The following is a 21,477-nucleotide window of genomic DNA, read 5'->3' as shown; positions in this document are numbered from 1 at the left end:
CCTTTTTGGCCATCCCTAAATAAATTCAGAAATAAAGGAGTATCCCAAAAGTCCCCATCCTATTACAAGAAGCAACCCTCCCAGGGGAGTGACCGGACCCAGGAACCTGAGTTTTCTTCCTTTGGAAGCACTGATACAAAGACCATAAATACTGAAGGAAAATAGAAATACTCCTATAATAAAGCAGTAAACGATATAGGTCTCCAATGGGGAGGTAAAGCCAAAATTGAATCCAAGCACAATCAACAAAATGGCGTGGTACATTTGGTATTTTACCCCGGTCTCGAAACTTTTGAGTTGATCTTCCGTAAGGGAATTTTTAAGGGCATGGGCACCAAAAGCGCCAAAGATTACGGCCAACAAACCGTATAGTGCACCAAAGAAGGGAACCAAAAGAATCATAGGTCTTGCTTTGGGGCAAAGATACAGCTTGTCTTGGAAAAGACGTCTTCTTATGAAGCGTAAAGGGTCCACCTGCAAAATAGATGGACCCTTTCGTTGGTGCTCTTCCTATTAAACCTGACTAACACCACCGTCTACCTCGAGTTCCGCTCCGTTTACATAACTGGCCTCCTCCGAAGCTAGAAACAAAACTACATTGGCAACCTCTTTCGGGTCTCCAAAACGCTTTAAGGGATTAGAGGCGGCAAAACCCTGCCCCATTTCATTCACTACTTCCTCGGGCATTCCCAGCTTGTTATAAATAGGTGTTGCTATAGGACCAGGTGCCACAGCGTTCACACGTATCTTGCGCGGGGCCAGCTCCGTGGTCAATACCCTGGCAAAGGCACGCAGGGCTCCCTTGGTTGCACTGTACACCGCGGAGGCCTCAAAGCCCTTTTTATGTACAATGGAGGTATTGAAAATAATGGACGCCCCATCCTTTAGGTTGGGAATGGCACTTTTTACCAAAAAAGCCGGGCCTTTGACGTTGATGTCAAATTGTGAATCAAAATGCTGTTCATCGATCTGATCGGCCGGAACAAAATAGGCCACGCCCGCATTTACAAATAGGACATCAATGGTTCCATAGGTAGCCACGGCCACCTCCACCAATTTTTTATTGTCCTCCAGTTTGGACTGATCGGCCAAGACCGCCTTAAAATCCCCCGACAGCTCCTTGGAAACTGCATCCAGGGCCTCCTGCCTACGGCCGGAAAAAACGACCTTGGCGCCTTCGGCCAAAAAACCCTTTACACTCTCCAGGCCTATCCCTGAATTGCCTCCAGAAACGACTACTACCTTGTCTTTAAATCTACTCATGTCAAATGTATTATATTAGTGATTATTTTTGAAACGTTCGTTTCAAAATTGATTAAAAAAATTTACTCCAATAATTCCACGGTATTGTCAATAAGCTGTTGCAATACCTTCCGGTCTTTGACCAATATCCCCGTCATGCGAAATCCCTGAAACGCATTGAATATGTAATATGCGTAGTTCCTGGCATCCTGTTTCTTATTGATTATCCCCTGTTCCTGGCCATCACTTACCAGGCTTTGAAAGGTGGTCAATACCTGTTCCTGGGTGTTTAAGAGCCATTGTTTGATGTTTTGGTCCTGATTGCCCATTTCCGCCTTGCAGTTCATGGCAAAACAACCTTTACCCTCAGTATCCTCGAGTATTTCCGGAAGAAAACCTTCAAAAATAAAGCGTATGGCCTCCAGGGGATCTGCTGCCCGTAGCAAGGCCTTTTGAAAAAAGACATTCGTTTCCTTGTTGTAATACGCCAGGGCATCTTGGTACAGCGCCAATTTGGAGCCGAAGGAATTATAGATACTGGAACGGTTTAGTCCCGTAGCCTCCACCAAATCCTGCATGGAAGTACCATTGTAGCCCTTGGCCCAAAAAATGGCCGTGGCCCGTTGCAGTACCAATGCTTTGTCAAATTCCTCTACCCTGGGCATTTTGTGTTCCTTTATCCAAAAGTATATTGAAATAATCGTTTCAAAAAAAATTTAACATAAATTTGGTTTTCCTGAGACACCTTAGCCCATGAAAGCGCAGCACATATTTCTTTTTCCACCCAGCTGAACCTCCGTGATTTAATCTTGTTGAACCCAGATTTTTTCAATACTTTCATTCCCCTAAAGACAGCATTATGAAATACGTATACTCCCTTTCCCTTTTTCTACTTTTTGTCCTGAATCTGACGGCCCAGGGTACACAATTATTAAGACAGCCCACGGTTTCCGGTTCGGAAATTGTATTTGTCTATGCCAATGATCTTTGGAAAACATCGATCAATGGGGGCAACGCCATTAGACTCACTAGCAATGAAGGTTATGAGCTTTCCCCCCATTTCTCCCCAGATGGCAAGCAAATTGCCTTTACGGCAGAGTACGACGGTAATTTTGATGTCTACGTAATTCCCTCCCATGGAGGGGAGCCCAAACGATTGACCTGGCATCCCGGTGGCGATTTTGTACAGGGATGGACCCCGGAAGGGGAGGTTCTTTTCCGGTCGGGCAGGGAAAGTAGGCCCACACAGACCAATAAATTCTACAAAGTTCCGGTGAGCGGTGGTTTTCCTTCCGCCATAGAAATTCCCAGGGCGGCCTTTGGGGAGATTTCACCCGATGGTAAACATATCGCCTATGTACCCATCACCTTTTGGGATCCCGAGTGGCGCAATTATCGGGGCGGCCAGGCCATGCCCATTTGGATCGTGGATATGGAGACCAAAGCGCTAACCCGGACCCCACAGCCCACCAAGGAGCGGCATTTAGATCCGGTCTGGCACAACAATACCGTATATTATCTGTCCGAGCGGGATTATGCCAGTAACATTTGGTCCTTTGACCCGCTTACCAAGGCCGAAAAACAACTTACCTTCCACCAGAAATTCGATGTCAAAAGCTTGGATGCCGGCCCCAACCATATCGTTTATGAACAAGGCGGTTATCTGCACCTTCTCGATCCCACAAGCGGTACCACCAAACAATTGACCATTACCGTCAATGCCGATATGAACTTTTCACGTCCAAGGTGGGAAGCGGTAAGGGGCACTGCATTGACCAATCCGCAGCTTTCCCCTACCGGTAAAAGGGCCATTTTTGAACATCGTGGGGAAATCTTTAGCGTTCCCAAGGAACATGGCAGTTGGAAAAACCTTACCAAAACTCCGGGCATAGCCGATCGTGCTCCGGTCTGGTCCCCAAAAGGGGATAAAGTGGCCTGGTTTTCCGATGGTAGCGGAGAGTACCAACTTGTCGTAGCGGACCAGGATGGCGGTAATCAAAAAGTCTATACTTTGCCGAACCATACCTTTTATTTTAGCCCTGCCTGGTCGCCTGATGGGGCCCACATCGCCTACTCCGACACGGACTACAATATCTGGGTGGTTAACTTGGGCACCGGGGCGGTGGAAAAAGCGGCCACAGACCGCTACGCACATCCCAACCGTACCCTGAACCCGGTTTGGTCGCCCGATAGTAAATGGATTGCCTACCCCAAGCAATTGGAAAGTCATTTCAAGGCTATTTTTGCCTACAACCTGGACAGTAAAAAAACGGTACAGCTCACCGATGGCATGGCCGATGCCATTAGCCCGGTATGGGACGAAAAAGGGAAATACCTGTACTTTCTGGCCAGCACCAATTACGGCCTACAGTCGGGCTGGTTGGATATGAGTTCCTACGACCCCTCGGTAACCCGTAGTCTCTACGCCATAGTGCTTTCCAAAATGGACAAGGCGCCAACGCTTCCCAAGGCCGACAGGGAGGAAGGAAAAAAACCCGAGGCAACGGACAAAAAGGACAAAAAAGATAGCAAGGAAAAAACAGCGCCCTCCAAAGTGGTGGTACGCATAGATCCGGAAGGCATACAGAATAGGATCGTGGCCCTAAAATTGGAGGCGCGCAACTATGTAGCCCTGGCCAAAGGCCCTGAAAAGGTTGTTTTTGTGCTAGAAAACGTGCCGAATGAAACGGGCTTTAGCCTGCACAAATACGATGTGGAAAAATTGAAAGCGGAGGAGTTTTCCTCCAAGGTCACCCAAGTCACCGTCTCATCGGACCGTAAAAACATGCTGCTTGCGCAGAATGGGTCCTGGAGTATCGTTGAGACTAACGGGAAGCCCAAACCGGGAGACGGCAAACTTAAACTGGACCTTAAAATAAAGGTGGATCCCACCGCAGAATACCATCAGATCTTTAAGGAAGGATGGCGCTATATGCGCGACTTCCTTTATGTGGATAATGTGCATGGGGCACCATGGCAGGACATCTACAAGTGGTATGCCCCATGGATCGATCATGTACGGCATAGAACAGACCTCAATTACGTGGTGGACATTATGAGCGGTGAGGTCTCCATTGGTCATTCTTACGTGGCAGGAGGAGATATGCCCGATGTTGAAAGGGTCCCTGTTGGTCTCTTAGGCTGCGATTTTGAATTGGAAAATGGTTTTTACAGGATTTCGAAAATCTATACAGGTGAAAGTTGGAACCCCGATTTGCAGGCCCCTTTGGCACTACCTGGGGCATCGGTAAACGAGGGCGATTACCTTCTGGCCATCAATGGAGAACCTCTCACTGCCGCCACCAACCCCTACAGTCTATTGGAACAGACCGCGGATAGGGAAATAAAAATCAAAACGAACGGGGTGCCCAATATGACGGGTGCCAAGGAAATCCTTGTTAAGCCAGTCAGCAACGAAAGGGCACTAAGGACTTTCGACTGGATCGAGAGCAACCGAAAAAAGGTGGAGGAGCTTTCAAACGGAAAATTAGCCTATGTCTATGTTCCCAATACAGGCGGAGTGGGCTTTCAATATTTTAATCGCTACTACTTCTCCCAACAGGACAAAAAAGGTGTCATTGTAGATGAACGCAACAACGGAGGTGGTTCCGCTGCCGATTATATGGTGGACATCATGTCGCGGGAGCTGTTCGGCTATTTTAACAGCAAAGCCAATGACAATCGTCCTTGGACCACACCTATGGCCGGTATTTGGGGGCCCAAGGTGATGCTGATCAACGAACGCGCCGGTTCGGGCGGTGACTTGTTGCCCTATATGTTCCATGCGAAAAAAATTGGCCCCTTGGTCGGCACCCGTACCTGGGGCGGCCTAGTGGGCACCTGGGATACGCCACGGTTTATAGATGGCGGGCGAATGGTAGCTCCGAGAGGTGGTTTTTTTGATGTGAATGGCAACTGGGCCGTGGAAGGTGAGGGTATAGCCCCTGATATCGAAGTAATCCAAACCCCCAAACTGGTACTGCAGGGTAGCGATCCCCAATTGGAAAAAGGGGTGGAAGAAGCCCTGCGTTTGCTCAAAACCGAGGAGTTTAACCTAAAGCCAGAACCGGCTCCCCCGGTAAAATGGAAACGTCCGGAAGGGTTCCAAAGGAACTAATAACCATACTTGGTGCCCAAATCGTGGTGTTCCTATAGGTACACCTGTATCTTGGTGTCCGAATTTAGCTCAAAACAGCATTCTTTAAAGCTGGGCGGGCCGAACATTTTCATTTTGGCCTTGGAAAAACCGACGTCCTCTTTGGGAATTCCCAACCAGTTGGTGTCCAATTGGCCGTTTCCATTTTTATCATGGAATACGGCCACCGCGTACATCCCGTTGGGCAAGTCTTTAATGGTCACCTCCGTAATCCCCTTGGTGGCCTGTACACTATTGTTCCGATATACCTTTTCAAATTTCAAGAACCCATCGGCTTCGGTATACACCGCAACACTCACCTCGCCCGAATTGCACCCTACCTTGTTTACCGCCACGGAAAGCGTATTCTGGGCCATTCCCAAAAAGGGCAGTAGTAAAAAGAAAAACAGTACGCTTTTCATTGTAGTTTTAGATATACTTCTTTAACTCCATTTCTTTGCCAAAATTATTCAGGGGAGGCATTAATTTTGTCCCCTAGAAAATCATACAGCGTTCTGGTCTGGATGGAGTCAGTAAAATTCAAGTACAGTTTTAGGGAATCCCTATAGACCAATCTTATTTTATCTTGCCTCAAATCATCTACGTACACATAGGTTTTTGTATTCGTAAGGGAGTCCGTGAATATGCCCTTTTCTATGGCTTTGACCGAAAATCCGTTGATCCGTTCCATGGACGGGATTTTAACGACCATGTCAATACTATCCAGGTCTGCAAAGGGCAGTTCCACATAATATACCCCTGAAAGGATCTTGATGTGGTCCGGTCCTATCTTGGTCCAGTTCTTGTAATGTGCGGTAAAGGCCAGCACACAGGTAATGACCGTGATCAGAATCAGCAGGTTCCACAACCAATGTCGTTTTCTTTTGTTTCCCATTCCCTTTTTTGCTCAGGCCAATTGGCATGCCTTGGGGCCAGTACTTTCCCCAGGTAGGACCTTAACAAAAATAAGCTTTCTAAGGTCAAAAGGGAATATTGTCACAAATTTTCATCTGTAACTCTTTCCCATCCGTGTTTTCGAAGAACCTTATAGGCCAAAATATATCCCGAGCAATAAGAGCGTATCCATAAAAACATGGGCAAGTATCAAAACGATCAGTCTTTTTTTGAACAACAGGTAGAACAGACCCAATACCCAGCCCATTATGGTGGTCTGCACCACGCCCGTTAAGCCCCATTGGTAATGGGCGAGCCCAAAAATGAGTCCACTGAGAAGCACGGCAAGTGCATTTTTATGGCGGGAATGGCCGAACAGTTCCGAAATCCTATGTATTAAAAACCCCCTATACACCAGTTCCTCCCCAAAGGAAGATACGATATAGACCCCAAGCAGGGACAGGATCAAGAGTCCGGGGTTGTCCTTTAAATAGGCATAACCAGTCATATCAGCAGGTTCGCCCGAGGCGACCAGCCCCCGTAAAATGACCTCTCCCATGACAAAACAAAAGACCGTGACCACAAACACGAGGGCCGACCATAAAAGCGTCCGTAGGAGATTTTTCCAACCTGTAAACCTTAGGTGCAGCCCTAGAGCACTAAGGCCGGTACCCCTTAGCCATAGCCCCAAGCCGATCAAGACCATCATCAAAATATTGGCCAACCAAACGATTCCTTGGTGCGCCAACAGATTTCCCTTGGCCAAGGGAAGGGCGAGGACCATAAAAACAATGACGGTTCCTGCGACCAGCAATATTTCCCAAAGGGGCAAATAGGGATGGCCTAGTAAACTCTTTTGTAACCGTTCCTTCAAGGTTTTGTTTTCGCTCAATTTAGATTCCATAACTTCCTGTTTTTGATTTCGTTATCAAAACTAGGTGGACTGCTTAAAACTTTGGTTTTACTTCAGGAAGACGAACCCTTTTTATCAAAATTTATCCAAGGGAGGCACTTCTAAACTCGGACGGTGTCTGTTTCATCTTCCGTTTAAAAATGGTGTTAAAGGACGATTTGGACGAAAAGCCCACGGCGTACATGACCTCTTGGATGGTCATTGCGCTGTTGTCATCGCTCAACAAGGTTTTTGCCAGATCAATGCGGTAGGAGTTTACAAAGTCGAAGAAGTTCTTGTCAAAAGACTGGTTGATAATTTGTGAAAGCTCTTTGGAAGGCAGCCCCAAGGATTGCGCAACGTCCTTTAAGGTGAGGTCGGGATTTAGGTACCATTGTTCGCCCTCCATTTTGGATTCCAGTGCTTCGGCGAACTTTTTCCTTTTGTCCTCGGACAAGCTAGACTTTGCATATTTTTCGGCGGTGGTATAGGGAATGCCCATGAACATTTTAGAATCCCTCAGCGCCCTAAAAAGTACGCGGTTGATAAAATAAAAGAGGTAGGCTACAAAGAAAAACAGGGTAATGTTTACATATGCGCCCTGGGCAATGTACGGTACCATGGACTGTGCCATCCCCATAACCCAAATGATAAGAAAGGAATTTACCATAAAGTGGGCCCACCCCAGATCAATACGGCCCGGGTTGGAGTATTGTTCCTTGACCACCCGATCATAGGTTTTGAGCGCCTGTTTGGAAAGCCAAAGGTAAATTCCGCCGTGCAGGTACAGCAGGACTATGAAAATCAGTGCTGCGCCCTTGGGGGCCTCTGCATTGGTAACCACAACAAGCGAATTTTGGTAAGAGGACCCCACCAGGGTGTAGAGGAAAAACAGTCCCAATACACCGATCGCAAAGGGAACAAAATGCCAGACGTGTTTGCGAGTATAGGTAAAGGGTTCATATACAACGGACAAGGTATACAGGTAGATCAAGGGACCGAAAAGTAGTAAAAAGGCGTCATCGAGTAAAAAAAACAGTGAGAAAAAGGACGATATCCTATTGATCTGAAACAGGATATCGCAGACATTGATGGCCAATAGCAGAAAAAAAATACCGAGCAACACATTGCTTTTTCTTTTGGTTACGCCATTGGTAAAAAGGAAAAGGGCGATAAAAAAAAGCTGAAACGCTACCAGGAGCGAAAGCACGGTATTTAGATTAAAATTCATTTCTTTTACGGTTGCCGATATTTCTCCAGCCAGGCCAGGGTATGGGCCACCTTACTGATTAGGTTGCTGGGTTTACTTGCAATACCATGGCTTGCCCCTGGGATTTCTACCAAGACCGTTTCAATCTTTCTGAGTTTCAGGGCATGGTAGAGTTGCTTTGCCTCGCTCGGTGGGGTCCTTAGGTCGTTCATGCCCACCATCACCATGGTAGGGGTCTCAATATTGCCTACAAGCGATATGGGTGAAAATTTCCAATACCCCTCAAAATTTTCCCAAGGTTGTCCGGGATACCGGTGGTTGGCATAATAAAAATAGTTGTCAGCCACCAAGGTCTTGCTGATCCAGTTCATGACCGGTTTGGCCACTACAGCAGCCTCGAACCTATTGTTCTTCCCGATCATCCATGCAGACATAATGCCGCCCGCACTCCCCCCGGTAACGAACAACTGGTCCTCATGGGCAATCCCCTTTTGAATACAATGGTCCACCCCGTCCATCACGTCGTTATAGTCCTCGCCGGGATAATTGTTGAACAAAAGGTTTCCGAAGGCCTCGCCATAACTGGTGCTGCCTCTTGGGTTGGGATAAAAAACAATATAGCCCGCAGCGGCGTACAGTTGTATCTCTGCTGAAAAGCGATCGCCATAATTTAAAATGGGGCCGCCGTGGTTCTCTACCAGAAAAGGATACTTTTTATCAGCATCATAGTTGGGCGGATATACCACCCATCCCTGGATATCCCTTTGATCCACCGAAGACTTGTACCACACTTCCTCTACCTTGCCCAGGGTCCTGTAGTTCAGCAGGGCTCCGTTAAGGGAGGTAATTTTTGAGGTGTTTTTCGATTTTGCGGACACCACCGCCAGTTCGGCGGGATAGCTGGGCCTGCTTTTGGTAAAGGCGATGGTCCCGTCCTTGGCACTGCTGAAGGAACCTCCCGCATACGGGCGCCCTATGGAGGTGCCTCCCATGTCATCGGCCAGTTTGTTCACCCGTCCGTCGAGCGAAATATGTGCAATCTTGCTATTGCCCTTGTCGTCATAGGAAAAATAAAGTCCGGCACTTTTGGCATCCCATATAAGATTGGACACCCCTCTGTCCAGGCTTTCGGAAATGACACGTTGCCCGCTTCCATCAATGTTCATAACATGCAATTTGCGTACCTGATAGGCCTGTACCTTATCCTCAAAACCGATATAGGCAATGTGCCTGCCATTGGGGGATATTACAGGACCATAGTCCGGGCCATTCCTATGGGTAAGTTCCTTAATCTCCCCAGTATTGATGTTTACCGAATAGATTTCGCTGTTCCGAAAATCATATTCCCAATTTTCGCTGCGATTGGCGGAAAAATAGATGGTGCTCCCGTCCGGGGACCAAGACAGTGTGCCGCGGTGATGGTAATCCCCGGAACTGATCTGCCGGGCCGCCCCTCCATCTGCAGGAACCACAAATATATGATTGAACCCCGGTTTAATATATCCCCTGCCGTCGGCTTCGTGATACACCCTATCCGTTATGCGCGGTGCCTCGGCCCATTTTGCCCCCTTGGGTTTTTTGGGCATTTTGGCCAAAACCGGCGCTTTTTTTTCCACGTTCATGGAAAAGGCGAGTTGATCTCCTTTGGGCGACCAGCTCAAGGAACTGGGGCTAAAGGGCAACTGTGTGATTTTTGCGATTTTTCCGGTTCGCACCCAGTACATGTAAATCTCCGACCCCTCCTCTGTAGCGCTCACAAAGGCCAATCGGTCGCCGGTGGGGGACCATCTGGGAGCAGATTCCCCTGCTTCACCGGAACTTAGTTTTTGATGTTGTGATCCGTCTGGCCTAATCATCCAGAGCTGGCCTACGGCCTTATCCTTCATGATATCGAACCCCATTCTGCGGTACACGATCCATGAGGCATCGGGGGCTATCTGTGGATCTGAAACATATTGGAGGTCAAAAACATCCAGATAGGCAAAAGGGGTCTTTTGCGTATGGCCAACATAAAAGAAAAAGAGTATGGCAAGAAGTAACAATTTAGGTCGCATGGTTCTTAATTTTTGAATCATTCCCTAAACTTAGATAATTGCCCACAGTCTAACAAGAAAACAAAAAGACTATTTGGCCCAGTGCTAATCTTTAAATGCTGCTGCCAATTATGTACGAAGCTTTTTGATCAGGGCCAGGGTGTCCTTTACCGTGCCTTCCAGTCCGGCAAAATCTTCGCTTGCCAAAAGTTCCTTGCTGATCAGTTTGGATCCCATACCCACGCAAGTGACCCCGGCATCGAACCAAGCTTTCAGGTTGCTTGCTTCCGTGCTCACCCCACCCGTTGGCATGATGCTGGTCCAAGGCTGCGGTCCTTTAACGGCCTTTACAAATCCAGGCCCATAGGTAGACCCGGGGAACAACTTTACAATCTCACAACCCAGTTCCTCTGCCCTGTTGATCTCGGTAAGGGATCCACAGCCCGGAGACCAGAGTACTTTTCTCCGATTGCAAATCGTAGCGATATCCTCGCGAAGCGATGGTGTTACGATAAAATTAGCGCCCATTTGCATGAACAGGGAAGCCGCGGCCGCATCGGTTATGGAGCCTACGCCCATTACCATTCCCGGCAATTCCTTTAGGGCGTATTTGTTCAGCGCTAGAAATACTTCATAGGCAAAATCACCACGTGCCGTAAATTCCATAAGTCTGGCGCCACCATTATAGCAAGCCTTGATCACCTTTTTCCCCAGTTCAATATCGCTATGGTAAAATAAAGGGACCATACCGCTTTCCCGCATCAGGGTAGCTACTTCAATTCTCGAATACTGTGCCATGTGCTTATTTTTAAATGTTATCTCGCGACTCTCCCTGAGGCATCCCCTCCCATCAACTTCTCCACCTCTGCAACGGTCACCAAGTTGGCATCGCCCTTTATGGTATGCTTTAGACAGGAAGCCGCAACGGCGAAATTCAAGGCGTGCTGATCATCTTTTGGATAGTGCAGCAGGCCATATATTAATCCGCCCATAAAGGAATCTCCCCCGCCAACGCGATCTACAATGTCCGTTATCTGGTATTCCGGTGATTTGTACAGGGTCTTTCCATCGTAAAGCACACCTGCCCAGGTATTATGCGATGCAGAAATAGATCCTCTTAAGGTAGTAATGACTTTTTTTGCGTTCGGAAACTTCTTCATCATTTGCTGACATACCGAAAGAAAGGCCTCTGCCTTAACGTGTTCCCCTTGGGTGGTAATATCCAGCCCCTCCGGTTTGATCCCGAAGTGTTTTTCCGCATCTTCCTCATTTCCCAAAATGATATCGCAGTAGGAGGTAAGTTCCGTCATAATGGCTTCGGGTTCCACCCCATATTTCCATAATTTGGCACGATAATTAAGGTCGGTCGAAATCGTAATCCCCATGGAACGGGCCACTTTTACCGCTTCCAAACATGTATCTGCGGCGCCTTGGGAAATAGCGGGGGTAATCCCTGTCCAATGGAACCATGTAGCCCCTTCAAAGATCTTTTGCCAATTGATCATTCCCGGTTGAATTTCGGACATGGCGGAATGTGCCCTATCGTACACTACCTTGCTTCCACGACTTACCGCTCCGGTCTCCAGGAAATAAATGCCCAATCGGTCCCCTCCAAAAATGATGTTTTGCGTATTTACGCCCTGTTTCCTCATTTCCATAAGGGCACACTGACCCATATCATTATCGGGCAGGCGTGTCACAAAATCCACAGGGACTCCATAATTGGCCAGGGAAACCGCCACATTGGATTCGCCTCCGCCGTACACTACATCAAAACTGTTTGCCTGTGAGAACCTTAAAAATCCAGGAGGTGCCAACCGGAGCATGATCTCCCCAAACGTTACTACTTTCTTCATTTGATTTTATAATTGAGCTATGGTTGTCCTTGTATTGTTGCTTTCCGGGGAAAGCCACTAAAATGGTCTTGGTCCGGATGCTGCGCTGCTAAAATGGTTCAAGCTCTTTTCAATGGCCAAAAACCCTGGTTGATCACCAAGGTTCGCTAAGGTACACACAGATTTTCCTACGTACAAATAATGGGGTTGGGAATGGGAAATAAAAGACTACCCTAAGCCAACATCCAGGGACATCATGATGATAAAGCCACCTATAAAGCCCATGGTCGCGATATCCGTATACTTATCCTGTTGAGTCTCCGGGATAACCTCCTCTACCACTACAAAGATCATGGCCCCAGCAGCAAAGGACAGTGCATAGGGCAATATGGGTTGAAAGGTAAGTACGGCCCAGGCACCCAATACGGCCGCTATAGGTTCTACAAGAGCAGAGGCCTGGCCATACATAAAACTTTTTCTTCTGCTCAGGCCCTGCCTGCGCAAGGGCATGGCCACAGCAAATCCCTCCGGGAAATTTTGAAGACCAATTCCCAAGGCCAGGGCAACGGCCCCGCCTATGGTGGCCCCATCAAAACCTGCCGCAACGCCACCAAAAAGTACCCCTACCGCCAATCCTTCGGGAATGTTGTGCAAGGTGATGGCCAAGGTAAGCAGTGTAGTTCTGTGCCAAGGCGTTTTTATCCCCTCCTTCTGACTTTCCTTAAAATTGATATGTAAGTGGGGCAGTACCTTATCCAGGCCATACAGGAAAATGGCGCCCAATAAAAAACCAATAGCTGCTGGAACCACCTTCTCAAAACCTTCGCCCGGACTCATTTCTATGCCCGGGGCCAAAAGGCTCCAAAAACTCGCCGCCACCATGACCCCGCCGGTAAAGCCCAGCATGCCATCCAATACTGCCCGGTTCATGCTCTTGAAGAAAAATACCAGTGCTGCCCCGGCGGCGGTAAGGCCCCAGGTAAACAGGGTGGCATAAAATGCCGCAAGAATGGGGTTTATAGATTCAAAATACGCAATTACTTGATCGATCATAATTCGTTGGGTTTTACATATAAGTTGGAAGCTATCTGATGGGAAATATGCATTTTTTCCCCGTCTACTTTAATATGCAGGGAGTCATCAAATTCCTCCTTGTCCATAATCTCGATGAGATTGCCCAAGGCGATCTTGTTGCGATCCAGGAACTTTAAAAAGGTAGCGGAAGAATCCTTGACGCCTACACAAACCCCTTGAGAAGAAATGGGCAATTGGCTCAACAATTGCTTTTTGGGTTCCGTAAATTCCCCATTTTTAGTGGGAATGGGATCTCCGTGAGGGTCAAATTTGGGGAACTCCAAAAGTTCATCGAGTTGATCGATCAACTTTTCGCTTTTGATATGCTCCAATTGTTCGGCCACTTCATGGACCTCATCCCAAGTAAAATGGAGCTTTTTTACCAAAAAGACCTCCCAAAGACGATGCTTTCTTATTATGGACAATGCGGTTTTGGTTCCGACGGGAGTAAGGGAAACCCCTTGATATTTTTTATAATTGACCAGTCCTTTATCCGATAATTTTTTTACCATATCGGTTACCGAAGAGGGCTTGGTTTCCATCTGCTCCGCTATGGCATTGGTGGAGACGGGCCCCTTCCCATTCCTTCCCAAGTGGAAGATGGTTTTCAAGTAATTTTCCTCGGAATGGGTCATTAAAATAAAATTTTCACAAAAATACATTTTTATTTGTAAAAACAAATTTTTAGCTTTGTCTAAAATTAATTTTTAGTATATACTAATTGTGTGATGAAAAAAGAGCTTGCTTCCTTTCTATGTCTTGTCCTAGGTATTTTCACTTTACTGGTTTCCTGTGATCATCTTGAACCGCAAGGCCCAGAGGAAGACCAATTGCTCGATGGGCCCTTGGAGGGACTTACAAATGCCCAGTCCAAACAATTTTTGGATGGGGATATTGCCTTTAATGATGAGGTGTTTACCTCTGACAGTGGATTGGGACCCATATTTGTGGCAACCAGTTGTGCAAGTTGTCACATTGGGGATGGCAAGGGCCATCCCTTTACTACGCTTACTCGCTTTGGTCAATCGGAACCTGGTGCAAACGCCTTCCTAAATCAAGGGGGGCCACAGCTGCAAAATAGGGCCATTCCCGGATTTGAACCAGAAAATATTCCTCCCGGAGCCACTTTTTCCAATTTCACTCCTCCGGCCATTACAGGTCTTGGGTTTTTGGAATTGGTTTCTGATGAGGATATTCTTGCCATGGCAGACCCGGATGACGAGGACAACGACGGGATTTCAGGGGTTCCCAATTGGATAGAACCCCCCTCCTTTGTAACGCTGTTCCCCAATGCCATTGCGCAAGATGGAAAATACATTCATCGATTTGGCAAAAAAGCCGCTGCCTACAATTTACTGCATCAAACCATCAATGCCTACAATCAGGATATCGGTATTACCTCGATCCAAAATCCAATCGATGTTTTTTCCGGACAGGAAATAGAGCCCGAAGTTGATCAAAACACGGTCAACGATGTGGTTTTCTATCTTCAGACACTAAAAGCGCCCATTCAGCGTGATCAAAACGATGACGAAGTGGTTCAGGGACAGAATTTGTTTGGGCAGATCAATTGTGCCGCATGTCACAAACCTACTTTAAGAACAGGGTTCTCCCCTGTTCAAGTGCTTTCCGAAGTGAACTTTCATCCCTATACGGACCTGCTTTTACACGATATGGGCCCCGACCTGGACGATGGGTATACCGAAGGTAGTGCAGAAACGTCTGAATGGAGAACCCCACCACTCTGGGGCCTTGGGCTCTCTCCAAATTCGCAAGGAGAGCAATTTTTTCTAATGCACGACGGCAGGGCTCGCAGCATTGAAGAGGCCATACTGATGCACGGGGGGGAAGCCGCCAATAGCAGACAACAATATGAAAACCTCTCGGAAACCGAAAAAGAAGCCTTGATCAGATTTTTAAAATCACTTTAAAATGGAAAGAAAGGAATTTATCAAAACTTGTTCCATTGGCTGTTTGGGGTTTTCTGCCTTTGGGCTTTTGGTACAGGGGTGCGCAGCTTCCAAAGTGGTGAACATTCCCATATCGGATGAAGGTTTGCTAATCCCCTTATCGGAATTCGAGCTCGTAAAGACCGATCAAAAAAGGTATAGGTCTTACCTTATAGTACAAAATGAAAAATTGCAATATCCCATTTGTGTTTATCGCCTTACCGAAAACGATTACAGGGCTTTGTTGATGCGCTGCACCCATCAAGGAACCGAGCTTCAGGTCTTCGGAGACAAACTACAATGCCCGGCACATGGAAGTGAATTTGGCAATAAGGGAAATGTGACCAACGGACCGGCAAGTGAGAATCTAAGGACCTTCCCGGTTAAAATAACCAATGACCAACTAAAAATTCTGCTTACATGAGCTTAAGAGATGTATCGCCAATATTTGTTTGTATCCTTTTTTTTGGTCACCTATCCTTTGGTCAAATAGACAGTACGCTCCTAAAAAGGAGGCCGGTAGACACCTTGCAACAAACGTTGAACATGGATGCGCCCTACAATCGTCCTTTTTTGGATGTTGGGAAGTTACCTGTATCCCTTGGTGGGTACATGGAAGTAAACTGGCAGCGACTTGGTACCGATGGGGTTAGCGAAGGGCATCAGTTCCAAGCAAGAAGACTTACGCTTTTTGTAGCTTCCACGATTTCAAGAAGGTTAAAATTCCTTACAGAGGTGGAATTCGAGGAAGGGGGCAGGGAAGTAGCTATTGAATTTGCTTCCTTGGACTTGGAATTCCATCCCCTACTCAATTTAAGGGGAGGTATCATTCTTAATCCTATCGGGGCGTTTAATCAGAACCATGATGGGCCAAAATGGGAATTTACCGATAGACCCATCTCCGCAACGCAGTTGTTACCGGCAACATGGAGCACTCCTGGTTTTGGGCTTTATGGAAAATACCATTCCGAAGCTTGGATGTTTGGCTATGAAGCCTATGTCACCGGAGGTTTTGACGATTCCATAATTGACAATCCCGAAAACCGGACCTTTTTGCCCGCCTCCAAGGAAAACGCGGAACGGTTCGAGGAAGGCAATACCCTCTTTACCGGGAAAATTGCATTGCGCAACAATGCCATAGGGGAAGTGGGGCTTTCCTATATGGGCGGAACCTATAATACCTTTGAGGCTGACGGCATCGTATTGGACGAAAAAAGAAGATTGAACGTATTCGCGATCGACTTTAATACAACACTGCCGCGGCTTAATACATTTATTACCGGGGAATGGACCTTCATAGATGTAGATGTCCCGGATACCTTTACCCAACAGTTCGGGGACAAGCAGCATGGTGGCTTTATGGACATTGTTCAGCCTATTCTAAAAAAGAAAATATTCGGTTGGGAAAAGGCGGTGGTGAATTTGGCGCTACGATTGGAATATGTGGATTGGAACGTAGGGTCCTTTGATGAAACCGGTGGAAACATAGCTCAGGATATTTGGAATATCATGCCCGCCATAAGTTTTAGACCCACTCCGCAAACCGTGATAAGGTTAAACTATAGACATTCCGAAGAACGCGATTTGTTGGGCAATCCCCCAGCGGTTACCGGAGGCTTTATCTTTGGGCTTTCCACCTATTTCTGAAATTCTACGGTTCTTTCATAAAATATCCCATTGTTTAACCGCCTTGGTATTCCCTTCTTGTTTATCTTGTGTGCCAGTTTTGCCCTATGGAGACCTATGATTACATCATTATCGGAGCGGGAGCTGCCGGACTTATGCTGGCCGATGCCCTGGGAAGCGATCCCTTTTTTGCCCAAAAATCGATTCTGCTCCTGGACAAAGACGCGAAACGGACCAATGATCGTACCTGGTGCTTTTGGGAAAAAGAAAGGGGCCCTTTTGATGACATCCTATATGCAACCTGGGATCATATAAATTTTGGCGGGAAGGATTTTCACAAAACCTTAGCCATAAAACCCTATGTCTACAAAATGCTGAGAGGTGTGGATTTCTATAGGGCGCATTTGGAACGTATTGGATCGTACCCCAACCTCCGCTTTGCACAGGAAACGGTTACCCAAGTGGAAGAGGTTTCGTCCAGGGTTCGTGTACACACCGAAGATAATACCTATGTGGGTACCAAGGTCTTTAACAGCATTCTTGATTTTAGCCGCCTTGGGGAACAATCAAAATTCCCTGTACTGCAGCAACATTTTGAAGGCTGGTTCGTAAAGGCCAAACAGCCAATTTTTACCGAAGACCGCGCCACCTTCATGGATTTTTCCGTGCCCCAAAAGGGCAATACCCGATTTATGTATCTGCTGCCCTTTAGCGCTACGGAGGCGCTGGTGGAATATACCCTTTTTTCCGAACAACTATTGCCAAACAAGGAATACGGACAGGCCATTGAAACCTACTTAAGGGAAACCCTACACTGCACTTCCTACGAGGTGCTTTTTAGGGAAAAGGGAAGTATTCCTATGAGTTGTTATGATTTTGCTGCAGGGCGTACCCAAAATATGCTCCCGATAGGTACGGCCGGGGGGTGGAGCAAAGCCAGCACGGGTTATACCTTTAGAAACACCTATAAAAAAACCACACAACTCGTGGCACATCTTAAAGCGGGGAAATCCTTGGATACCTTTGGCAAGAAAGCCCGTTTCTGGTACTACGACCTGATATTATTGGATGTACTGCACCACGATAACGGCCAGGGGCGACTCGTTTTCGAATCGCTTTTCAAGAAAAGGACCCCCCAACAGATCTTTAAGTTTCTGGATGAGGAAACCCATCTAGGGGAAGAGTTGCGGGTAATTTCCGCGGCACCGACCTGGGCGTTTATCAAGGCCTTGTTCAGACGTTTATTCTAGACCTCCCTCCCCATCAACTGTTCCCCGAACGCACGAAGCGAATCTTTATTGGCCTGGGCAATCTCCAACACTTCCAAAATGGAAAATGCCTTTTCCGTGTAGGTCGCGATTTCCTCTTTGGTCCGCCGGGCGGCACCACTGTCCCTAAATATAGCCTTCACCATCTGCACCTTATGCAAGGGATCCTGGGGCTGGGTGACAAAAAGCTGCTGCAATTGTTCCTTTTGTCCAACCGTGGCCAGTTCCAGGGCCTTCAAAAATAAAAAGGTCTTTTTGTTTTCAATAATATCGCCCCCGAGCTGTTTTCCAAATGCCTTTGGATCCCCAAAAACGTCCAGATAATCATCCTGCAATTGAAAAGCTATGCCCAGATTTAGGCCAAAGATGTAGATGCCCTGTTGCGATTTCCCGCTGGCCCCGGCAATGATGGCGCCCATCTTCATGGCCGCAGCAACCAAGACGGCCGTTTTATATGATATCATTTTTAAGTACTCGGCGATGGTGACATCGTTACGGCTGGCAAAGTCAATATCGTATTGCTGCCCCTCGCATACTTCCAAAGCGGTTTTACTGAATAATTGGGCCAATGATCTAAAGGTAAGGTCATCATAGGACTCGAAAAGCTGATAGGCCAGGATGAGCATCGCATCACCGGATAAAATCCCTGTATTGAGATCCCATTTCTCATGGACGGTCATCTGGCCCCTTCTTAGGGGTGCGGCATCCATGATATCATCGTGCACCAAGGAAAAATTGTGAAAAATCTCAACGGCCAGCGCGGCGTTCAACGCTTTACTGCTATCCGCTCCGAAGACCTCGGCGGTCATTAGGGTAAGCACCGGCCTCAGGCGTTTACCTCCCAAGCCCAAAATATAGGAAATGGGGGCGTAAAGGTTGCTCGGCTCTCGTGGTTTGATACGGGATTCCAAATAGGAAACAAATTCCTCACGGTACTGTTCGGCGGTATACATTTAAAACAAATTTTTTCAAAAATAGGGTAATTCCCAGGATTTGCGGGATATCCCGTTCAGATATCCGGGCCCGGTAATTCCAAGGATGTTCCAACTGCCGTAAACAACAGTTCAGGGCTTGTTTCGACAATCAGCCTGTTTTCCTTTTAGCAAAAAAGACCAGGCGCCTACTTTTGTTCCCGGCTATAGGGTTCAAAAGCTTAACCAAAGATGGATAAATAGTTAAAAAAATGTAAAACCTTGGAAACTTTAAATGTTTTTAAAGTTTCCATCGTTATATTTGTGCCTTTATGAAATGAGCCGTACCAATTTTGGAAACCAATCCAAATGATGGTTGGCGAATTACACCGGCCTGCCGTAGGGCAGGTATGACCGATAAAGCATATAAATATGACCAGATGAAAGAAAAAATCCTGGAAAAAGCCACGGACCTTTTTTTGAACCTCGGGTTCAAAAGCGTTACCATGGACGATCTGGCCAACGAAATGGGCATTTCCAAAAAAACGATCTACGCCCACTTTGAGAACAAGACCAGATTGGTGGAGGAAAGTACCATGCATCTTTTTTTTCTTATCTCGCACGGCATTGACCATATATCGGCGCTTAAAAAAAATCCCATAGAGGAGCTATACGAAATAAAGAAGTTCGTTATGCTGCATTTAAAGAACGAAAAATCCTCTCCCCAGTATCAGTTACAAAAGTATTACCCCAAAATTTATGAGACCCTGAGGGACAAGCAATATGAGGTGATGCAGGATTGTGTCAAGGACAACGTTAAAAGAGGAATAGAACTGGGCATCTATAGGGAGAACCTCAATATCGACTTCGTGTCGCGAATCTATTTTTCGGGTGCCATAAGCATAAAGGATTACCGGCTTTTCCCAGTAAATACCTTTCCCATCGCGAAGTTGCAGGATTACTTTTTGGAATACCACCTTCGCGGAATCGTTACGCCAAAGGGAAGGAAAATTTTAAACTCGATCATCAATTCAAACCAGGAATAACATGAGAAACTTTTTTTTCATTTGCTTTTCATTAGTGTTGGGTACCTTAGGATATACTCAGGAGCCACCACGCACGTTTACCTTGGAGGAGGCCATTGCCTATGCCCTGGAAAACAATTATAGCGCTATTAATGCAAATCGGGAGTTGATAGATGCCCAAAAGCAAAAGTGGGAAACCATCGCTTCAGGATTGCCTCAGATAGAGGGAACCATTAACTATCAGAACCAGTTGAAACAACCGGTAACGCAGATTCCGGCGGAATTTTTCGGTGGGGAACCGGGTACCTTTCAAGAGGTGGTTTTCGGACAGGCACAGCAGGCTACCGCAACCGCCACTTTAAGGCAGCAGATATTCGACGGGTCCTATATTGTTGGGGTCCAAGCCACCAGAGCCTTTATAAGTTTCAGCGCCAATAACAAGGAAAAGACCGATCAAGATGTACGATTGGCCGTGGTAGAAGCATATGGCAATGTGCTGCTCGCCAAGGAGAACGTGGCCATTCTGGAAAACAACAAGGCCACCTTGGAAAAAAACCTTTTTGAAACGCAAAAAATATTTGAAAACGGTCTTGGGGACGAAGAGAGCGTTGAACAATTACAGATTACGCTGTCCCAAATAGACAATCAGCTAAAAAATGGTATTCGCTTAAAAGGGATTACCCGGCAAATGTTGAACCTGGTCATGGGACTGCCCATTGACTCGCCCACAGAACCCATTGAAAATTTGGACGCCCTGGCACAACAACAGATCGATTTGGGACTCTTGGACACCACCTTGAACATAGAGAACAATGTGGACTATAAATTGGCCTATAACCTAAATGAACAAAGGTTTTTTGAACTAAAGCTGGCCAAGAGTCGAGCCTTGCCCACACTGAATGCCTTTGTAAACTACGGGGCATCGGCCTTTAGCGACAATTTTGATTTTTTAAGCAACCAAACCTGGTTCGAGTCTTCGGTACTAGGTTTCGATCTTAAAATTCCCATTTTTAGTTCCTTGGGAAGAAGTGCCAGTACCCAACGGGCCAAAATTGCCCTGGAGCAGGCCAAGACACAGCTTTCGGAAGCTACCGAAAGTATTCGCCTGCAATTGGAAAGGGCCAAAAGCGATTATACCCTGTCCATTGAACAATACGAAACGGCAAAGGCCAACCTGGATCTGGCCGAACGTATCGAGAAAAAGAACCAGATCAAATATTTTGAAGGTATCGCCACCAGTTTTGAGCTTAGACAGGCACAGACACAACTGTATTCCACACAACAGGAGTACCTACAATCCATGGTAGACGTGATCAATAGAAAAACAGAGGTGGAAACCATTTTGAACAACTAAAACATCAACATAAAGCGACATCAACACGT

Annotated in this window: 20 protein-coding genes; 7 read left to right on the top strand and 13 right to left on the bottom strand. The window is 46.8% G+C overall.

What is annotated here, in order from left to right:
- Positions 1 to 15: 15 nt before the first annotated feature.
- From ACRD67_RS01250 to ACRD67_RS01240, 3 genes are all read right to left on the bottom strand, one after another.
- Positions 16 to 402, bottom strand: coding sequence for a DUF423 domain-containing protein (locus ACRD67_RS01250; protein WP_430965180.1), 387 nt, complete (start codon positions 400 to 402; stop codon positions 16 to 18).
- Between the two features lie 111 nt (positions 403 to 513).
- Positions 514 to 1,263 carry an SDR family oxidoreductase gene (locus ACRD67_RS01245; protein ID WP_430965178.1) on the bottom strand — a complete coding sequence of 250 codons (750 nt, stop codon included), beginning with the start codon at positions 1,261 to 1,263 and terminating at the stop codon, positions 514 to 516.
- Positions 1,264 to 1,325: 62 nt separating this feature from the next.
- Positions 1,326 to 1,907: a TetR/AcrR family transcriptional regulator gene (locus ACRD67_RS01240; protein ID WP_430965177.1), complete on the bottom strand. Its 582-nt coding sequence runs from the start codon at positions 1,905 to 1,907 to the stop codon at positions 1,326 to 1,328.
- Positions 1,908 to 2,101: 194 nt separating this feature from the next.
- Here ACRD67_RS01240 and ACRD67_RS01235 point away from each other — a divergent pair, with 194 nt between their 5' ends.
- A complete protein-coding gene (locus ACRD67_RS01235) occupies positions 2,102 to 5,359 on the top strand; it encodes a S41 family peptidase (RefSeq protein WP_430965175.1) in 3,258 nt (1,085 codons plus the stop codon).
- A gap of 32 nt (positions 5,360 to 5,391) precedes the next feature.
- Here ACRD67_RS01235 and ACRD67_RS01230 read toward each other — a convergent pair whose 3' ends face one another.
- From ACRD67_RS01230 to ACRD67_RS01190, 9 genes are all read right to left on the bottom strand, one after another.
- Positions 5,392 to 5,799, bottom strand: a complete 408-nt coding sequence (locus tag ACRD67_RS01230) for a DUF2141 domain-containing protein (RefSeq protein ID WP_430965173.1) — start codon at positions 5,797 to 5,799, stop codon at positions 5,392 to 5,394.
- A gap of 44 nt (positions 5,800 to 5,843) precedes the next feature.
- A complete protein-coding gene (locus tag ACRD67_RS01225; protein WP_430965172.1) occupies positions 5,844 to 6,272 on the bottom strand; it encodes a hypothetical protein in 429 nt (142 codons plus the stop codon).
- Between the two features lie 150 nt (positions 6,273 to 6,422).
- Positions 6,423 to 7,175 carry a CPBP family intramembrane glutamic endopeptidase gene (locus ACRD67_RS01220; RefSeq protein WP_430965170.1) on the bottom strand — a complete coding sequence of 251 codons (753 nt, stop codon included), beginning with the start codon at positions 7,173 to 7,175 and terminating at the stop codon, positions 6,423 to 6,425.
- 91 nt (positions 7,176 to 7,266) lie between these two features.
- Positions 7,267 to 8,394: a helix-turn-helix domain-containing protein gene (locus ACRD67_RS01215; protein WP_430965168.1), complete on the bottom strand. Its 1,128-nt coding sequence runs from the start codon at positions 8,392 to 8,394 to the stop codon at positions 7,267 to 7,269.
- Positions 8,395 to 8,399: 5 nt separating this feature from the next.
- On the bottom strand, positions 8,400 to 10,427 hold the full coding sequence (locus ACRD67_RS01210) for a prolyl oligopeptidase family serine peptidase (protein WP_430965167.1): 2,028 nt from the start codon (positions 10,425 to 10,427) through the stop codon (positions 8,400 to 8,402).
- 108 nt (positions 10,428 to 10,535) lie between these two features.
- Positions 10,536 to 11,204 (bottom strand): bifunctional 4-hydroxy-2-oxoglutarate aldolase/2-dehydro-3-deoxy-phosphogluconate aldolase, encoded by a 669-nt coding sequence (locus ACRD67_RS01205; RefSeq protein ID WP_430965165.1) that lies wholly within the window; start codon positions 11,202 to 11,204, stop codon positions 10,536 to 10,538.
- Between the two features lie 17 nt (positions 11,205 to 11,221).
- Positions 11,222 to 12,262: a PfkB family carbohydrate kinase gene (locus ACRD67_RS01200; RefSeq protein ID WP_430965164.1), complete on the bottom strand. Its 1,041-nt coding sequence runs from the start codon at positions 12,260 to 12,262 to the stop codon at positions 11,222 to 11,224.
- Positions 12,263 to 12,469: 207 nt separating this feature from the next.
- Positions 12,470 to 13,294: a ZIP family metal transporter gene (locus tag ACRD67_RS01195; RefSeq protein ID WP_430965162.1), complete on the bottom strand. Its 825-nt coding sequence runs from the start codon at positions 13,292 to 13,294 to the stop codon at positions 12,470 to 12,472.
- Positions 13,291 to 13,950 carry a metal-dependent transcriptional regulator gene (locus ACRD67_RS01190; protein WP_430965161.1) on the bottom strand — a complete coding sequence of 220 codons (660 nt, stop codon included), beginning with the start codon at positions 13,948 to 13,950 and terminating at the stop codon, positions 13,291 to 13,293. Before ACRD67_RS01190 ends, ACRD67_RS01195 begins: the two co-directional genes overlap by 4 nt.
- A 93-nt stretch (positions 13,951 to 14,043) precedes the next feature.
- Between ACRD67_RS01190 and ACRD67_RS01185 the strand changes: the two genes are divergently transcribed.
- The 4 genes from ACRD67_RS01185 to ACRD67_RS01170 all read left to right on the top strand — a co-directional run bounded on the left by ACRD67_RS01185 (position 14,044) and on the right by ACRD67_RS01170 (position 18,140).
- Positions 14,044 to 15,246: a di-heme oxidoredictase family protein gene (locus ACRD67_RS01185; protein ID WP_430965159.1), complete on the top strand. Its 1,203-nt coding sequence runs from the start codon at positions 14,044 to 14,046 to the stop codon at positions 15,244 to 15,246.
- Position 15,247: 1 nt separating this feature from the next.
- Positions 15,248 to 15,688 carry a QcrA and Rieske domain-containing protein gene (locus ACRD67_RS01180; protein ID WP_430965157.1) on the top strand — a complete coding sequence of 147 codons (441 nt, stop codon included), beginning with the start codon at positions 15,248 to 15,250 and terminating at the stop codon, positions 15,686 to 15,688.
- Positions 15,685 to 16,911: a hypothetical protein gene (locus ACRD67_RS01175; protein ID WP_430965155.1), complete on the top strand. Its 1,227-nt coding sequence runs from the start codon at positions 15,685 to 15,687 to the stop codon at positions 16,909 to 16,911. The genes ACRD67_RS01180 and ACRD67_RS01175 overlap by 4 nt, the downstream gene beginning before the upstream one ends.
- 86 nt (positions 16,912 to 16,997) lie before the next feature.
- Positions 16,998 to 18,140, top strand: coding sequence for a lycopene cyclase family protein (locus ACRD67_RS01170; protein ID WP_430965153.1), 1,143 nt, complete (start codon positions 16,998 to 17,000; stop codon positions 18,138 to 18,140).
- Here ACRD67_RS01170 and ACRD67_RS01165 read toward each other — a convergent pair.
- Positions 18,137 to 19,111: a polyprenyl synthetase family protein gene (locus ACRD67_RS01165; protein WP_430965151.1), complete on the bottom strand. Its 975-nt coding sequence runs from the start codon at positions 19,109 to 19,111 to the stop codon at positions 18,137 to 18,139. The genes ACRD67_RS01170 and ACRD67_RS01165 overlap by 4 nt on opposite strands.
- A gap of 398 nt (positions 19,112 to 19,509) precedes the next feature.
- Between ACRD67_RS01165 and ACRD67_RS01160 the strand changes: the two genes are divergently transcribed.
- Complete coding sequence (locus ACRD67_RS01160) at positions 19,510 to 20,115, top strand: TetR/AcrR family transcriptional regulator (RefSeq protein WP_430965149.1); 606 nt, start codon at positions 19,510 to 19,512, stop codon at positions 20,113 to 20,115.
- Between the two features lies 1 nt (position 20,116).
- Positions 20,117 to 21,448 (top strand): TolC family protein, encoded by a 1,332-nt coding sequence (locus ACRD67_RS01155; protein ID WP_430965147.1) that lies wholly within the window; start codon positions 20,117 to 20,119, stop codon positions 21,446 to 21,448.
- Positions 21,449 to 21,477 lie beyond the last annotated feature (29 nt).

This window comes from Eudoraea algarum, from assembly GCF_050589645.1.
In the GTDB taxonomy this organism is placed as follows: Bacteria; Bacteroidota; Bacteroidia; order Flavobacteriales; family Flavobacteriaceae; genus JBNGOQ01.
The sequence above is the reverse complement of the archived record's forward strand: the minus strand, read 5'-3'. Positions and strand labels throughout refer to the sequence as shown.

What these genes read in the sequence shown, in the direction of transcription:
- ACRD67_RS01225 (WP_430965172.1), bottom strand. Translation starts at nt 6,272, where the DNA reads ATGGGAAACAAAAGAAAACGACATTGGTTGTGGAACCTGCTGATTCTG.
- ACRD67_RS01185 (WP_430965159.1), top strand. Translation starts at nt 14,044, where the DNA reads ATGAAAAAAGAGCTTGCTTCCTTTCTATGTCTTGTCCTAGGTATTTTC.
- ACRD67_RS01240 (WP_430965177.1), bottom strand. Translation starts at nt 1,907, where the DNA reads ATGCCCAGGGTAGAGGAATTTGACAAAGCATTGGTACTGCAACGGGCC.
- ACRD67_RS01220 (WP_430965170.1), bottom strand. Translation starts at nt 7,175, where the DNA reads ATGGAATCTAAATTGAGCGAAAACAAAACCTTGAAGGAACGGTTACAA.
- ACRD67_RS01235 (WP_430965175.1), top strand. Translation starts at nt 2,102, where the DNA reads ATGAAATACGTATACTCCCTTTCCCTTTTTCTACTTTTTGTCCTGAAT.
- ACRD67_RS01250 (WP_430965180.1), bottom strand. Translation starts at nt 402, where the DNA reads ATGATTCTTTTGGTTCCCTTCTTTGGTGCACTATACGGTTTGTTGGCC.
- ACRD67_RS01210 (WP_430965167.1), bottom strand. Translation starts at nt 10,427, where the DNA reads ATGCGACCTAAATTGTTACTTCTTGCCATACTCTTTTTCTTTTATGTT.
- ACRD67_RS01230 (WP_430965173.1), bottom strand. Translation starts at nt 5,799, where the DNA reads ATGAAAAGCGTACTGTTTTTCTTTTTACTACTGCCCTTTTTGGGAATG.
- ACRD67_RS01205 (WP_430965165.1), bottom strand. Translation starts at nt 11,204, where the DNA reads ATGGCACAGTATTCGAGAATTGAAGTAGCTACCCTGATGCGGGAAAGC.
- ACRD67_RS01160 (WP_430965149.1), top strand. Translation starts at nt 19,510, where the DNA reads ATGAAAGAAAAAATCCTGGAAAAAGCCACGGACCTTTTTTTGAACCTC.
- ACRD67_RS01175 (WP_430965155.1), top strand. Translation starts at nt 15,685, where the DNA reads ATGAGCTTAAGAGATGTATCGCCAATATTTGTTTGTATCCTTTTTTTT.
- ACRD67_RS01180 (WP_430965157.1), top strand. Translation starts at nt 15,248, where the DNA reads ATGGAAAGAAAGGAATTTATCAAAACTTGTTCCATTGGCTGTTTGGGG.
- ACRD67_RS01200 (WP_430965164.1), bottom strand. Translation starts at nt 12,262, where the DNA reads ATGAAGAAAGTAGTAACGTTTGGGGAGATCATGCTCCGGTTGGCACCT.
- ACRD67_RS01215 (WP_430965168.1), bottom strand. Translation starts at nt 8,394, where the DNA reads ATGAATTTTAATCTAAATACCGTGCTTTCGCTCCTGGTAGCGTTTCAG.
- ACRD67_RS01170 (WP_430965153.1), top strand. Translation starts at nt 16,998, where the DNA reads ATGGAGACCTATGATTACATCATTATCGGAGCGGGAGCTGCCGGACTT.
- ACRD67_RS01190 (WP_430965161.1), bottom strand. Translation starts at nt 13,950, where the DNA reads ATGACCCATTCCGAGGAAAATTACTTGAAAACCATCTTCCACTTGGGA.
- ACRD67_RS01165 (WP_430965151.1), bottom strand. Translation starts at nt 19,111, where the DNA reads ATGTATACCGCCGAACAGTACCGTGAGGAATTTGTTTCCTATTTGGAA.
- ACRD67_RS01195 (WP_430965162.1), bottom strand. Translation starts at nt 13,294, where the DNA reads ATGATCGATCAAGTAATTGCGTATTTTGAATCTATAAACCCCATTCTT.
- ACRD67_RS01245 (WP_430965178.1), bottom strand. Translation starts at nt 1,263, where the DNA reads ATGAGTAGATTTAAAGACAAGGTAGTAGTCGTTTCTGGAGGCAATTCA.
- ACRD67_RS01155 (WP_430965147.1), top strand. Translation starts at nt 20,117, where the DNA reads ATGAGAAACTTTTTTTTCATTTGCTTTTCATTAGTGTTGGGTACCTTA.